The sequence below is a fragment of the Cytophaga sp. genome, from assembly GCF_051961495.1.
Taxonomy (GTDB): Bacteria; Bacteroidota; Bacteroidia; order Cytophagales; family Cytophagaceae; genus Cytophaga.
Genome location: NZ_JBQCDF010000040.1, coordinates 1 through 14,085, shown reverse-complemented (window position 1 = coordinate 14,085; position 14,085 = coordinate 1). Strand labels below are relative to the sequence as shown.

Annotated in this window: 13 protein-coding genes and 1 pseudogene; 7 read left to right on the top strand and 7 right to left on the bottom strand. The window is 39.8% G+C overall.

Translation table 11 applies throughout. The features are described 5' to 3' along the window. The 3 genes and pseudogenes from ACTHJT_RS02140 to tnpA all read left to right on the top strand — a co-directional run. The coding region (locus ACTHJT_RS02140; protein WP_440236046.1) for a T9SS type A sorting domain-containing protein at positions 1-702 on the top strand (702 nt) is incomplete at its 5' end. Between the two features lie 167 nt (positions 703-869). Beyond that, positions 870-1,964: an NHL repeat-containing protein gene (locus tag ACTHJT_RS02135; RefSeq protein WP_440236044.1), complete on the top strand. Its 1,095-nt coding sequence runs from the start codon at positions 870-872 to the stop codon at positions 1,962-1,964. A gap of 399 nt (positions 1,965-2,363) precedes the next feature. Then, positions 2,364-2,826 (top strand): annotated as a pseudogene (gene tnpA, locus ACTHJT_RS02130) (IS200/IS605 family transposase). A 636-nt stretch (positions 2,827-3,462) separates the two neighbouring features. Here tnpA and ACTHJT_RS02125 read toward each other — a convergent pair. From ACTHJT_RS02125 to ACTHJT_RS02105, 5 genes are all read right to left on the bottom strand, one after another. Beyond that, on the bottom strand, positions 3,463-4,494 hold the full coding sequence (locus ACTHJT_RS02125) for a T9SS type A sorting domain-containing protein (RefSeq protein WP_440236043.1): 1,032 nt from the start codon (positions 4,492-4,494) through the stop codon (positions 3,463-3,465). A gap of 98 nt (positions 4,495-4,592) precedes the next feature. After that, positions 4,593-5,270 (bottom strand): type IX secretion system protein SprT, encoded by a 678-nt coding sequence (gene sprT, locus ACTHJT_RS02120; RefSeq protein ID WP_440236041.1) that lies wholly within the window; start codon positions 5,268-5,270, stop codon positions 4,593-4,595. Between the two features lie 24 nt (positions 5,271-5,294). Continuing rightward, positions 5,295-6,026 carry a bifunctional demethylmenaquinone methyltransferase/2-methoxy-6-polyprenyl-1,4-benzoquinol methylase UbiE gene (ubiE, locus tag ACTHJT_RS02115; protein WP_440236040.1) on the bottom strand — a complete coding sequence of 244 codons (732 nt, stop codon included), beginning with the start codon at positions 6,024-6,026 and terminating at the stop codon, positions 5,295-5,297. A gap of 473 nt (positions 6,027-6,499) precedes the next feature. Further along, positions 6,500-8,446 (bottom strand): OmpA family protein, encoded by a 1,947-nt coding sequence (locus tag ACTHJT_RS02110; protein ID WP_440236039.1) that lies wholly within the window; start codon positions 8,444-8,446, stop codon positions 6,500-6,502. 12 nt (positions 8,447-8,458) lie between these two features. Next, positions 8,459-10,471: an OmpA family protein gene (locus ACTHJT_RS02105; RefSeq protein ID WP_440236037.1), complete on the bottom strand. Its 2,013-nt coding sequence runs from the start codon at positions 10,469-10,471 to the stop codon at positions 8,459-8,461. Between the two features lie 217 nt (positions 10,472-10,688). On the opposite strand from ACTHJT_RS02105, the gene yihA reads away from it, so the two are divergent. The 4 genes from yihA to ACTHJT_RS02085 all read left to right on the top strand — a co-directional run bounded on the left by yihA (position 10,689) and on the right by ACTHJT_RS02085 (position 12,647). After that, positions 10,689-11,288, top strand: a complete 600-nt coding sequence (gene yihA, locus ACTHJT_RS02100) for a ribosome biogenesis GTP-binding protein YihA/YsxC (RefSeq protein WP_440236036.1) — start codon at positions 10,689-10,691, stop codon at positions 11,286-11,288. 64 nt (positions 11,289-11,352) lie between these two features. Beyond that, positions 11,353-11,721 carry an energy transducer TonB gene (locus ACTHJT_RS02095; protein ID WP_440236035.1) on the top strand — a complete coding sequence of 123 codons (369 nt, stop codon included), beginning with the start codon at positions 11,353-11,355 and terminating at the stop codon, positions 11,719-11,721. Between the two features lie 40 nt (positions 11,722-11,761). Further along, positions 11,762-12,346 carry a DUF5606 family protein gene (locus ACTHJT_RS02090; RefSeq protein ID WP_440236034.1) on the top strand — a complete coding sequence of 195 codons (585 nt, stop codon included), beginning with the start codon at positions 11,762-11,764 and terminating at the stop codon, positions 12,344-12,346. After that, positions 12,339-12,647 carry a hypothetical protein gene (locus ACTHJT_RS02085; RefSeq protein ID WP_440236032.1) on the top strand — a complete coding sequence of 103 codons (309 nt, stop codon included), beginning with the start codon at positions 12,339-12,341 and terminating at the stop codon, positions 12,645-12,647. Before ACTHJT_RS02090 ends, ACTHJT_RS02085 begins: the two co-directional genes overlap by 8 nt. Here the strand turns inward: ACTHJT_RS02085 and ACTHJT_RS02080 are convergent. After that, positions 12,630-13,493, bottom strand: a complete 864-nt coding sequence (locus ACTHJT_RS02080; protein WP_440236030.1) for a fructosamine kinase family protein — start codon at positions 13,491-13,493, stop codon at positions 12,630-12,632. The two genes, ACTHJT_RS02085 and ACTHJT_RS02080, sit on opposite strands and share 18 nt — an antisense overlap. A 38-nt stretch (positions 13,494-13,531) precedes the next feature. Further along, positions 13,532-14,026 (bottom strand): low molecular weight protein-tyrosine-phosphatase, encoded by a 495-nt coding sequence (locus tag ACTHJT_RS02075; RefSeq protein ID WP_440236029.1) that lies wholly within the window; start codon positions 14,024-14,026, stop codon positions 13,532-13,534. Positions 14,027-14,085: the final 59 nt, after the last annotated feature.

Below are 14,085 nucleotides of genomic sequence, written 5' to 3'. Positions count from 1 at the left end.
AATAATAAAACTAATTATTATGTTAATTATGACAACAACCTTGCTTTAACAAACAGAACAATAACGAGTCCTGAATATTATAATGCAAGAAGTTATACAGATTATGATGATCCTGCTCATGGTCATTATTATGGTACTATTATAAATGGTGTTTTAACAGCCAGTTCGGTAACTGTAAGTCAAGGCGGATATTTAAATCTACGTGCTGGTGCCTCAATCACCTTAAGCCCACCTTTCACGGCTTCAGGTACTATGCAGGCAAGTATTTATAGACCAGAAAAAAATTATGAGTGGGAAATGTCAATCTGCAGTGATGGAGCACCTGTTGGAAATGCTATTCCTTCCGGTCACAGAGAAGCTGCAATAAATGAAACAAATTATTTCTCCATGGAAGATTATCTGGCATCCAAAGCGCTTGAAAAATCTGATGTAGTTACCAGCAGTTTATTAGAAGACGCTTATCCAAACCCTGCGGCAGGCACTACAAGCATTCCGTATAAAATTGCTGCGGAAGAATCTGTAGAAATTTTTATCCTCGATGCCAACGGAAACAAAGTAAGCACACTTGTAAAAAAAGAAAAGCACCCAACGGGTGAATACTCTGTTGATTACAATACATCATTACTATCACCGGGAGTTTATTATTATACCTTAAAAACAGCTTCTTATTCCAAAACAAAAAAACTGGTTATTATAAAATAACTATGCAAGAAGTACAATAGCAAACAGACCTGGGGCATACAGCTACCAGGTCTGTATTTGATTAACAAAAAATAATCCTACCTCTAACATAAAATACCTACAACCATAGGGGTAAAGAGCTCTTTCTTTGTCTATAAATTATTCCCTACACTCTGATGATCTAAGCTATGAGAATTTTTACATACATATTTACTTTACCTGTGTTGTTCCTGTTGCTGAACGCTTGCGAACGACCAGAAGTAAATAAACCACTACCATACGGAGTACCTTTTCCTTGTCAATCTTCCGCCGTTGTAACAACCATAACCGGAAGGAACTGCGTGGATAATCGTGGGAATGTAGATGGCAACCTTACAACAGCCTGCTATGGACAACTTGAGGGATTGGCATTTGATTCTAAAAATAATTTATTTGTGGTTGACAAAATGTTCCATACGATTCGAAAGATCACCCCTTCCGGTGAAGTAAGCACATTTGCCGGCTCCGGCAAAGCAGGGCATACAGATGCGAACGGCACGAATGCTTCGTTTTATATGCCTGTTGGAATTGCCATTGACCCGGATGATAACCTGTATGTAGCGGACTGTTATAATAACTGTATCCGGAAAATCACACCCGCAGGTGATGTGATCACTTTTGCTGGCAGTATTAACGGAACTGAGGGGCATGTGAATGGTACCGGCACTTCCGCCCAGTTTAGTTACCCTTTATACCTGGTACTGGATGCAGAGAGCAATTTATATGTAACCGAAGGACATAAAATCCGCAAAATTACGCCCGAAGGTGAAGTGACCACCTTAGCAGGACAATTCTATAATGGCGATCAAGACGGCCCGGGAACAAAAGCCTCTTTTTGGACACCTTCAGGAATAGCTATAGGACCGGATAAAAATATCTATATAGTAGACTCTGGTGGTATGAAAATCCGCAAAATTACACCGGATGGTTTTGTGACTACATTTGCGGGAGTATCTGGTCCCCAGCCCGTAGATGGTAATAGCACGACCGCAGTATTTCTAATTCCCCAGGCAATAACTATTGATGCTTCCGGAAATCTATTTATAACAGAATACAATTTAATCCGTAAAGTCTCTCCCGATTCAGTAGTAACAACTATTGCAGGGGGTAATGGCAGCCCTTATATAGAAGATGGCATCGGGTGTGAATGTTCATTTAAAGATCCGCAAGGAATTACTATTGATACAGACGGCAATCTGTATGTTACCCAGGAAAGCATGATCCGGAAAATAACACTTAAATGATTTTTTGAAACGTATTTTAATCCCGGTTATCTGACTGGGATTTTTGTTTTTTTAATGTTTTTGTAAACGTTTTTGTTCGACTCCTTCGCCGCGGCGAAGGGGGCGTGCGGTTATAGGTATATGATTTTCTATACAGGTGTGACCCCTAACGGAGTCATGACTAACATTCATTTAATGAATCTAAATGCATTTGTCCAATACATATTAGTTGGTAAATAATCGAATATAAATATTAGCAGTAGATGTTGATTAGCAATGACCCCAGCGGGGTCAAACCTTTATAGAATTGATGTTCCCGCTTCCCAACCGACCCCAGCGGGGTCGTACCTTCCGTGATACACATTTGCAAACTGAAAATAAAAACAGCATCTTTAATCTCCAGCTAATTTTTAATTCTATATGTCAAATACATTTTCGCAGATCTACATGCATGTAGTTTTTGCAGTCAAGGGGGCGTTCATGCCAGATTCAGCATTCATGGGAAGATCGGTTGCATAAATACATTACCGGTATTGTTCAACAGCAGCATCAAAAAATGATTGCGATAAACGGTATGCCTGATCATATTCATTTTCTGATAGGAATGAAGCCGACGTGTTGTTTATCCGACCTCGTGCGGGAAATCAAAAAGGCTTCCAATGAATATATCAAAGAGCATAAATTAACGCCTTCCAGATTTCAATGGCAGGAAGGTTTCGGTGCATTTTCATACAGTCATTCATCATTAGACGATGTTGTTCGATATATCATGAATCAGAAGGAACATCACCGTAGAAAAACATTCCAACAGGAATATGAAGGTTTTCTGACCAGGTTTAATATCGAATTCAAGCCGGAATATCTTTTTGAATGGTATGATTAATATTTGTGCGCCCTTCGCCGAAGCGAAGGGCGCACGCGTGTTGTCATAGGGTGCGGATTTTGCTATACAGGTCCGCCGCGGCGGAGACCCCTATAGGGTCATGACTACATAATAATTTTGTTTGGTAATTTTCGCGTACAATCGTTATCGAATATGATTCAAAAAAATATTAATGATGGGCGGTTAATATACAAAGCAAACGATCATTAGCAATGACCCCAGCGGGGTCATACCTGTATAGCACTTGATGTTCCCGCTTCTTATCCGACCCCAACGGGGTCGAACAAGGGAATACAACGGCACAACGCATCAACATCGCAATAATGAAATTGTCCGACCCCTTCGCCGCGTCGAAGGGGTCGGACCTGCATGATATACATTGCAAAATATGATAACATGTGCGACCCCGCCGGGGTCGGATTGTAATAAGGTGGGTGATTTTCTATACAGGTGTGACTCCTACGGAGTCATGACTAACAGTTATTTGATGTAACGTAAAAAATTTGTTAACTACATTGATTTAAAAAATCCTCCTTGCCCTTAAATCCTGTTCGCCGCGGCGAACAGACAAAAAGCAACAACAAAAAAACCCTGACCAGATGGCCAGGGTTTTTTAATATTATAGAAAGTGGTTAATTATTTAACTACTACTAATTCAGATTTTGCAGGAGTACCATCTACTACATAAGTAACCGTGTAGATACCGTTTGCTAAACCAGCAGTTTCGAAAGAAGCTGAACCGTTTTCAATAGATCTTACAGCAATTTGCTTGCCCATCATGTCAGAAAGGATAACAGTTGTAGAAGCAGCATTTTTCAAGTTTACTTCAGCAGTGAAACCAGCTGTTGCAGGGTTAGGGAATACTTTTGTAGATGCAATGTTTGCAGCTGCAGATTGAGTACCTAAACCAACTACAGCAGTAGTACCTACTTTGAAGTTATCCATAGTAACTGCACCGTTGAAGGTTGAAGGTTGGAAACCAGCGCCATACTGGCCACTTGGTGTAGAACCTGGTTGAATATCTGTACCTGCAAAACCCGGATCAACGAAGAACAATACTTTAGAAACTTTAGTATAATCAAAACCTGTAACATCTACAGCGCTACCAGAGCTCCAATCTAAAGCAACACCATTAGAAATATCTAATGTGAATGTTTTAAGAGTAGTAGTTACGTCAAATGACCATGATGCACCTGTTCCGGCAGTTGCTTCAATTGTTTTATCGTTAGCGTCTTTTAACTGAACTCTTACAGTAACAGCTTTGTAAGCCTTAAGGTCTACTGATAAAGTTTTTTTGCCTGAAATATCAATTACATTGTCAACCGGAGGAGTAGCACCATCATCTCCAAAGCTTAAACCGAATGGAGAATATTTAGCATTATCATCTGTTTGGCTACCACTTAATGTATAGTTCGCAGCTTTATTAACAGTAAATACCATTTGAGTCCCTGTTCTTCTTGTTGGCGTTGCAGGAGAACCTGAAGTTGCATCAAAGTTCGGATAGAATTGAGTCCATACTGCATCAGAGAACCAATACAAACCACTTGTTGCAGTACCATATTCTCCAGCCTGGTTAAAATCATCATAAGCACCTACGCCTACATTCGTTTGTGCATTTGCAGACATTACTGCTGCAAGCATTGATAAAGAAAGTAAAACTTTTTTCATACTAGTTTGATTTATTTTAGTTTAATTAATTGTTATCGTATACCAAATATATATACTTTTCTGTTTTTAATCCACTTTTCTATCAATAATATTCCACATTATTCAAAATTGATATAAAGGGAAATCGTATTAGAAGATAAGCGGCTGAGGCTATTGCTATATATATTCGGGTCATGGCTCAAAAGATTCAGCAATCCGTGTGAAAAACGGATTTCCGGTGAAAATTTGAACAACTGGAAATAGAAATCCGCCCCTACCCCAAGGTCCAGACAGAAATCAAACCCATTGGTACGCAGGTCTGTAATCTTCCGCTGTTTCTTCTTCGCCCCGGCTTCCAGCGCCGCTTTAAATCCGCCGATCACATACATCCTGGAATTGCTTCTGCGCTGAGACTTGTATTTCAGCAATAAAGGAAACTCCATAAAGGTCGATTCAATAGTCTGTGTTTCAGAAGAATGAAGAAAGTCATAGGTAATACTACGGCTGTAAAAACCAACCGTTGGCAATAAACGCAGGTCAAAATGATCATGCAAACGCAGGTTCACAATAAAACCCAGCGAAAAACCCGGTGTATATTTAGGAGTGGCGCTAAGCAATGAATCTGAAAAGTAGTTGGAAGAAACCTTTGATTTAAAACCCGAGGCATTTACACCCAAGGTAAAGCCGTAATGCATGATTTTATCATCATAGCTTGGCAGGTTTGTCCAGCGCGGATCCTGCGCCTGAGCATGTAGTACCAGACAAACAGATAAAAAAAGGAAACTTATGTATTTCATGAACTGCATTCTTATTCAATATTTTTATTTCTTCCCTACATATGCGGTGCATACGCCAAAGGTGAACGGTTTATAATGTTCAATTCCAAATCCCAGTTTTTCCAGAATACTGCAAAACGCCTTCCCGTCGGGAAAAGCATTCACAGAATCAGGCAGATAGGTATAAGCAGCGGTATCTTTAGAAACCAGCTTGCCTATTACCGGAAGGATGTTTTTGAAGTAGAACTGATAAACCTGCTTAAAAGGAGCTTTCTGTGGTTTGGAGAATTCCAGCACCATAATATTTCCCCCCGGTTTTAACACTCTGTAAATCTCGCCCAAACCAATTTCCAGGTGTTCGAAATTACGCACACCAAATGAAACGACAACCGCATCAAAAGTATTGTCCGGGAAATTGATTTTTTCTGAATCTCCTTTTTGCAAGGTAATGATCTGATCTAATTTTCTTGCCCGGATCTTTTCCCTACCGATCTGAAGCATTTCTTCGGCAATATCAATTCCTATAATGGAAGTCGGTTTAAGCCTGCCTGCTGCTTCTATCGCCAGGTCCGCTGTTCCGGTAGCCACATCCAGAATAACCTTTGGCTGGTTGCTTTTCAGCAGGTTCAGGGATTTTTTTCTCCAGATCTTATCTATACCTAAACTCAATACTTTGTTTAGTAAATCGTATTTAGGTGAAATGTTGTTAAACATAAGCTCTACCTGCTCACGTTTCCCACTCTGCATTTCCTGATAGGGCTTAACGGTTGTTGACATAGCTGCAAAGGTAAGGAATTGCCTTTTAGTATTCTAAGGGCTGGTAAAAAATATGTCTCGTTCGAAGTAGTATATTGTGTGCCCCCTTTGCCGCGGCGAAGGGGGCGTAGCTTCCTGTTATGAATTTTCTATAAACATTTGACTCCTCCGGAGTCATGACTAACACTTAATCGATTAAACTATCGAAAATAGCTATAAAACTATAGCAATACTGAATAAATTGAAATACTTGGTTGAATTGCGCGTAATGACTCCGGAGGAGTCAAATGTTTATAGCCACATAGTTATGAAAACATCCCCGCCCCCCGGCGGGGTCGCACATGAAATCATGGCACAAGGAAAACCTTGCGCCAGCAGTGTAGTGGCTGGTCTGTCCGCCGCGGCGGAGCCACAGACCAGGGTGTGGGCACATGAACAAATTAAAATTGAAGGGAATTATGGCACAAAAAAACCTTGCGCCAGCCTTTAAAAAATTACTCAATAATAATCTCTACCCGTCTGTTTTTGGCTCTGCCTGCATCTGTATCATTGGAAGCAATGGGTTTCTGAGAACCAAAAGAAGCTACCCGGATACGGGCAGGAGAAATACCTTTTGAGATTAAATATTCTTTAACTGCAAGGGCGCGCTTTTCAGATAATTTCTCATTCAGTTTTTCAGGACCGGAGCCATCAGCATGTCCGTTTATAGTGATTTGTGCCAGGGAATCTTTTTCCAGATTGGCAATTAACTTCCGGAGTTCGTTTTTAGAGGCAGGCCCCAGATCTGAAATCATTGAACCGAAATAAATTACCTGCTGAACAGGTACTCTCTTCGCGATTACAGTGTCTCTTGCAACAACAGATACGACCGTACTGTCAATGTCTGCCTGCTTCGGCAATGAAATCATACAGGTATAAGAAACACTTTTGTTTTTTTCTTCCTCCAGCTCAAGCTGCAGGGTGTCTGCAAACAATGTATCTGCCGCATGTACAACCAAAACGCTGTAAGCATTATCAGATAAACAATTTACACGAAAGCTACCATCTGCCGATGTGTTTACCGTCTGCATAGCAGCATTCTTGGAAGCCGTTTCCACAGGCGTAATGGTTATGGTATAACCGGCGCCATCGATCCGGTTTTTATGTTCATCAACCAGCAAGCCTTCCACTTGTACCTGTTCAATGGTAAGCACTTCATAAATATCTTTTTCGCCATACCCTCCTGTTCTGTAAGAAGACATGAATGCCCGGCTTGTCTGGGAAGAAAGACAAAAATACAAATCATCATCGGGGGTATTTACCGGATATCCCAGATTCACAGGTTTGGTCCATTTACCGGTTGCGGAATCAAGCACAGACCTGAATACATCATATCCGCCCATACTGGTATGGCCGCGTGAACTGAAATACATGGTTTTCCCGTCTGCTGTAATGTATGGAGCATCTTCATCTTCATCGGTATTGATTACTGATGGCAGCAGCTGCGGTTTGCTCCATGCCCCGGCTGCGTCTTTCGTGATGAAGCAGATATCCAGGTCGCCGTTTTTCTTTAAATGATTGGAAGCAAAATATACCGTCTTACCATCTTTTGTCATGAATGCATCTGCTTCAAAATCTACGGAATTGATTTCTTCAAAAGATACGGGCGTTTGCCAGCTTCCATCCACTTTTTCTGTCAGGTAAATATCACCGTCGTGCAGATAGCTGTATATATAGAGTTTGGTGTCGTTATCAAACAACTGGATGGAAGCGTCGTGACCGGTTGTATTTAAATGGAACGATTCAGGTTTACTCCACTCTCCTTGTGCATTCCGGGATGTAAAAAATATATCTTCAAAAGGTTCGCCGTCATACTCTTCTTTTGCCTTCGCATCAGTCACTCTTCGTGACGTAAACAGAATGAATGTGTCGGTAACGGAGGTAATCGGACTATGATCCGAAAAGCTTGAGTTCACAACCGGACCAAGATTCCGCACATAATTGCTGGAAGGGTTGGCAACAAAATCGCGCGCGCAGCTAGCCTGATATATATAGCGCTGCACTTCTTTATACTGAATACTGGATGCAGAAACTTTTGATAAAAATGAAGTATAAAAACGGATTGCTTCGTCAAACTTAAAATTCAGATGGTTGGCTCTGCCCAGCCAGTAATACAGGTATTTGTCGTAGAGTGAATCTGTCTGGTATACTTTTTCAAAATCTGCCAGCGCCTGTTCTTTTGAATATCTGTAGAGGTTGCAGACACCGGCTCTATATAAGACCTTGGTATTGTTGGGATCTGATTTAAGAATCTGCTCATAAAATGCATATGCATTTTTATACTGGCCTTTTTTGTAGCATTGATTTCCTTTTCTTAAAAACAGTTTATTGCTTTGAGAAAAAGAAACACTGATGGATACTACAAACAGGGATATCGTAAAAATCAGTCCTCTTACATGCATCCGTGTTGATGATTAACGTTTGATGATTTTAAATTCTGTTCTTCTGTTCAATTCCCGTCCTTCTTCTTCATCATCGTTGCTGGCAAGCGGTCTTGATTCGCCATACCCCTCGTAAGTTAAGCGATCTCTTGAAATACCATTTGCCACCAGCCAGTTTACAACTGCCTGGGCACGTTTTCTGGAGAGCACTTCATTATAACTATCAGAACCTTTGCTATCGGTATGTCCTGAAATTTCGATCTTCATAGAAGGATTGGATTTTAATAATGCCAGTAAATTATTCAGCTCTTTGGTTGATGCTGATTTTAATGTGGCTTTATCGAAATCAAAGTAAATATTTCTCAATACATAGACATTGCCTACTTCCAGCTTTTTCAATACCAGGTTTTGTGTAATTTCCTGTTTGTTTGCCGCCATTGCCGGTGCAGAGAATGTTTTGTTAACAAATCCGTATCCTTCTTTTTCTGCTGATAATGTATAATTGCTTGCGGCTGCATCTTTAACTACAAAAGAATACATACCATCGGGTCCGACTTTAAACTCAGATACCAGTTCTCCGTTTGCATTGGTAAGCTGAACCGGCGCCTGAATCGGCGTGCCTGTAACGGCGTCTTTTAAAACCCCTTTAATTGTGACCGGCACTACAGCAGCATTGGCGACAGGTATTACCGGTGTAGGTGTTGTTGCAACTTCCGGAACCTCCAAATTCATCGCCTGCATTTTTTCAATCAACGCGTCTCTATCTTCCCTTGGCGGCATGGTGATCATATAAATATCTTTTTCACCTACGCCTTCATCCTTTGAAGACGCGTAGTAGCCATGAGAACCATCACCGGACAATACAAAATAAATATCGTTATCGGCAGAGTTGATCGGATATCCCATGTTGATAGGTTCTATCCATTGATTTCTGGTTGAGTCAAATACGGTTTTAAAAATATCGTAGCCACCCATTCCTTTGTGCGCTCTGGAAGAAAAGTATAAGGTTACACCATCAAAATCCATAAACGGACCTTCATCATCTTCAGGTGTATTGATCACATCACCCAGGTTTGTTGGTTTACCCCAGAAACCCTTATCATTCATTTTTACCATGTACAGATCAAGACCGCCATAGCCGCCTTCTCTGTTACTGGCAAAAAACAACGTTGTTCCATCCGGAGAAACGGCAGCAGCATTTTCATAGTAAGAACGGCTGTTTACGGATCCTTCTATCGGCAGCGGTTTTGACCAGGATCCGTCTGCACGCTGCTTGCAATAATAGATATCGCCTGCGCCATCATCTTTGTAAATGAACAATTCTGAACCATCTGCAGAAAGTGCGATACTTGCATCATGTCCGTCGGTATTAATATTTGTTCCTATATTCTGTGGAGCTCCCCATTGTCCGTTTACTTTTTTGCAAATGTAAATATCTTCATAATACTGGCCGGTTTCATCAAGCAAACCGCCTGTACTGCCGGGTCTTCTGGAAGTAAAGATCATTACTTTCTCATCAGCAGAAATAACAGGTGCAAAATCCGGATAGGTGGAATTCACAATTTTACTTACTGAAGTAATCTGCACATCAACCGGATTGGCGACGAATTCCTTACCGTTCTGGCATTCGTATAATCTGCGGTCTACCTTGCTTATAAATGGACTTCCCGGTTCAAGCGTAGCTTTGAATTTCGAGTAAAAATCAATCGCTTCATCAAATTTCAAGTTTTCCTGGTATGCAACTCCGAGATTAAATAAAATATCCTTATCTACTTTAGGATCCAGTTTATAGGCTTGTTCAAAGTAAGACAAGCATTTGTGCGGGTAATCGGAACGTAAATACTGAATACCGATTTTGTTATTTAAACTGGCATTGGAAGGATTTAATTTATATGCTTGTAAGTATAGGTTTAAAGCCGTTTTATTATCACCGCTTTCCTGGGCTGCATCACCATCCTTGATAAATCTTTTCTCATTTTGAGCAGCTGAAAAAAAGTTTATAAAACAGCACAGATATCCTAAAAATAAAATTTTAGAAAAAAGCATTTTATAATTGGTTGATTTCATATTTTCTGAAATTTCTAGAAATAATCTACATTTCTTCTTTAACACGAACTTAAATGTAAAGGTTACGTTTGATTAATACAATTTTTGGAAAAACTATTCAGTATGCAATTGTAAGTAATTCGAATAATAAAACCTATGAAAGTCAAGTAATCGTATAATATTAGTAAATTGTAGGTCGATTTAATTATACGATTTTATGAAATTGAATGCAAAATTCATCAGCAGTTACGATGATTATAAAAAATGTCCTGAAAACAGTCTGCCTGAATATGCATTTATTGGTCGTTCAAACGTTGGTAAATCTTCTCTAATCAATATGTTAACAGGGGTCAAAAATCTGGCTATGACTTCCTCAAAACCCGGGAAAACACAATTAATTAACATGTTTAATATTGAAGATTCCTGGATCTTAACCGATTTACCCGGTTATGGCTTTGCCAAAGCAAGCCAATCCAGCCGCATCAAATGGGGGCGCATGGTACATGATTACTTAAAAAACAGAGCTAACCTGACCAATGTATTTCTATTGGTAGATTCCAGGCATGACCCGATGAAATCGGATCTTGAACAGGTTAGCTGGCTCGCAAGCAACGGTATTCCATTCAGTCTCGTATTTACAAAGGCAGACAAACAATCTGTTACCCAGACAAACCGCAATCTGGCCCAATGGGCAAAAGTGTTGGGCGAAGACTGGGAAGAATTACCAAAGAGCTTTACAACCTCTTCAGAATCAGGAAAAGGAAAAGAAGAATTACTTGCCTATATACATGAAATCAATCAACAGATTTCAAAATAAAAGTAATACTACTTACAATGATTTTTCATATAATTGTAAATTAAACCGTAACCAAACTGAAATTATGAAACACTTCTTATTTATTCTGGCTATTGGCATCGCAGCAGTATTCTCTTACAGTGAAATTACTGCTCAGACAGCGCCAAGCAAGGTTATTCCGGCAGCTCAGTATTATGAAGGCGGACAAACAGCAATGTATGAATTCATCAATTCGCATTTGTTGTATCCACCAACAGCTAAGCGTAACAGAATTCAGGGTGAATGTATCGTTGCGGGTGTTTTGGAAGCAGATGGTACACTTACCAATGTGAGTGTTGTAAAAAACATCGGCGGAGGCTGTGGTGAAGAAGCTGCGCGTGTAGTTAAATTATTAAAGTTTAAAGCGCCAGGTTTTAAATCCCAAACAAGCATTCCTGTTTATTTTAAATTATAATCAATCGTTTAGTAATCATTATTTCGAATAATAAATTAAAATGGAGTTAAGAGAAGTAGCAGCCGTATCCGGTAGAGGTGGTTTATTTAAAATACTTAAGCCTACAAAAAATGGTGTAATCTTAGAAGCACTTGATGCGTCTAAAAAGCGTTTTGTTGCAGGTGCCAACGAGAGAGTATCAATCTTAAATGAAATTTCGATCTACACAACCGACAAAGATGGTTCTGTAGCATTGGAAACTGTATTACAGAAAATTCATAAGACATTTGGCTCTGATATTAAAATAACGGCTAAGTCTTCAAACGATGAATTGGCCGCTTTCTTGGCAGCCGTTCTACCTGAATACGATCGTGAAAAAGTATACCATTCAGATATTAAAAAACTGGCAAACTGGTACACCATCATCTTAGCGAACTTCCCTGAAATTCTTGTTGAGAAAAAAGAAAGCAAGAAAGAAGATAAAAAAGCGGAAGTAAAAGCAGAAACAGCTTCTGAAGAAGCACCTGCCAAAAAACCTGCAGCGAAAAAAGCAGCAGCCAAGGCTGAGGCTCCGGCAAAAGAAGAAAAAGCAGCGCCTGCTAAAAAAGCAGCAGCTAAAAAACCTGCTAAAGCAAAAGGTGAGTAATTCTTTAGAAATATTTAATCTTACCATACCAGAACATCCGGAGCTTGATACTCCGGATGTTTCTGTTTTTAAGCAAAACTTATTAAAACAAATACATTTTTTACTGGAAAAAGATCAGACTACCCTTTGGAATGGTTTATACCGGATCGATGTTGCAGAAAATAAAGTACGGGAAATTTTTTCCGGGATACCTGACAGCAGGGAATTAGCTGTAAAGCTCAGTGATCTTATTATTGAACGTCTTATTCAAAAAATGAGCTTCCGAAGAAAATATGCTGAAGGATCAGACGAAACGTTTTAAGGTTTCCCTTACCGAAGCAATATACCAGCCACCGAATAGATTGACATGCACCAATAACGGATATAGATTGTATATATCTGCCCTGGTATCAAAAAATCCTTTATCAAGCGGTAAAACTTCTTTATATGCTTCATAGAATTCATCTTCAAAACCACCGAACAATTTTGTAAAAGCAATTTCTATTTCCCGGTTCCCGAAATATGATGCAGGGTCAACAAAACATACGGTACCTTTTTGATTAAGCGTGAAATTACCGCTCCAGAGATCTCCATGCAATAAGGCTGGTTTCGACTGTGTAAGCAGGTCAGGCAGCCGCACGGATAGTTTATCGATCATAGAAATAATTTCTGTGCCCAATACCTTTTCTGCTTTACGTGCCTGCGGCCATATCCGTTCTTCCACAAAAAAATCGACCCAGTTTGTGTGTTGTTTATTTGATTGAGGCAATGCCCCTATATAATTATCATATTCCAACCCAAAAGAAGTACTATGCACTTTATGAACTTCAGCAAGCGTCCTTCCAAAATCTTCCCAGAAATCAGGCACCCGTTTGCCCGGTTCAATCAGCTTTAGAATAAAATAGCTTATGTGATCTACCGTTCCATAACCAACCACTTCAGGCGTATTCTGAGGTACAGCTCTGCGAAGCAATTCCAGATTCCGTACTTCTTTTTCGAACATGTCTACCAGCCCTGCACGATTTGTCTTAATAAAGAAATTTCCTTTTGAAGATTTAACTCCAAAAGCCCTGCTTGTATTCCCTCCACCAATTGGCCTGACTTCCTGGACGGTAACATCCGGTCCGGTAACCTGAATTAATAAGGACTCAATCGTTTCTTTATTCATGCGTAAACAAAATTTCTGTGCAAAACTGCTCTATGTAATCAGATGGAATGCTTCCTGCGAATATAGCTTAATAATTCATAGGATGAGCGTTCCAGCATATCAAAAACTTGATAAAATCCCTCCTGCCCTCCATAATAAGGATCCGGCACATTTGCTCCGGTATGTTCAGAATCAAAATCGCGCATCAGAAAAATTTCAGACTTACTTTCCAGTCTTTCAATTTCCGGTGTTATAAGTTTTTTAATATTGGCAAGGTTGTCTTTATCCATGGCCAGAATCACATGCTGATTTATCAAATCTTTCTCAACAAATTCACGCCCTTTGTGATTCAATATAATGTTTTTTTCTGCACAGGTACCTGTTGCCCGGTGATCCGGATCTTCATCAATATGATACCTGCTTGTGCCTGCAGAGTCAATTGAAAAATATTTTTCCAGCCCTTCTTTCTTAACAATATTCTTAAAAATGCCCTCTGCCATCGGAGAACGGCAAATATTGCCAAGACATACAAATAGTACATTAATTTTGTTCATAACAAAAGTTTATTAATCAGCTAAAATAGCAAATTTTAGTAACTAAAATAATTCTCATA

Coding starts and splice junctions, on each gene's coding strand:
- ACTHJT_RS02135 (WP_440236044.1), top strand. CDS start 870: ATGAGAATTTTTACATACATATTTACTTTACCTGTGTTGTTCCTGTTG.
- ACTHJT_RS02125 (WP_440236043.1), bottom strand. CDS start 4,494: ATGAAAAAAGTTTTACTTTCTTTATCAATGCTTGCAGCAGTAATGTCT.
- sprT (WP_440236041.1), bottom strand. CDS start 5,270: ATGAAATACATAAGTTTCCTTTTTTTATCTGTTTGTCTGGTACTACAT.
- ubiE (WP_440236040.1), bottom strand. CDS start 6,026: ATGTCAACAACCGTTAAGCCCTATCAGGAAATGCAGAGTGGGAAACGT.
- ACTHJT_RS02110 (WP_440236039.1), bottom strand. CDS start 8,446: ATGCATGTAAGAGGACTGATTTTTACGATATCCCTGTTTGTAGTATCC.
- ACTHJT_RS02105 (WP_440236037.1), bottom strand. CDS start 10,471: ATGCTTTTTTCTAAAATTTTATTTTTAGGATATCTGTGCTGTTTTATA.
- yihA (WP_440236036.1), top strand. CDS start 10,689: ATGAAATTGAATGCAAAATTCATCAGCAGTTACGATGATTATAAAAAA.
- ACTHJT_RS02095 (WP_440236035.1), top strand. CDS start 11,353: ATGAAACACTTCTTATTTATTCTGGCTATTGGCATCGCAGCAGTATTC.
- ACTHJT_RS02090 (WP_440236034.1), top strand. CDS start 11,762: ATGGAGTTAAGAGAAGTAGCAGCCGTATCCGGTAGAGGTGGTTTATTT.
- ACTHJT_RS02080 (WP_440236030.1), bottom strand. CDS start 13,493: ATGAATAAAGAAACGATTGAGTCCTTATTAATTCAGGTTACCGGACCG.
- ACTHJT_RS02075 (WP_440236029.1), bottom strand. CDS start 14,026: ATGAACAAAATTAATGTACTATTTGTATGTCTTGGCAATATTTGCCGT.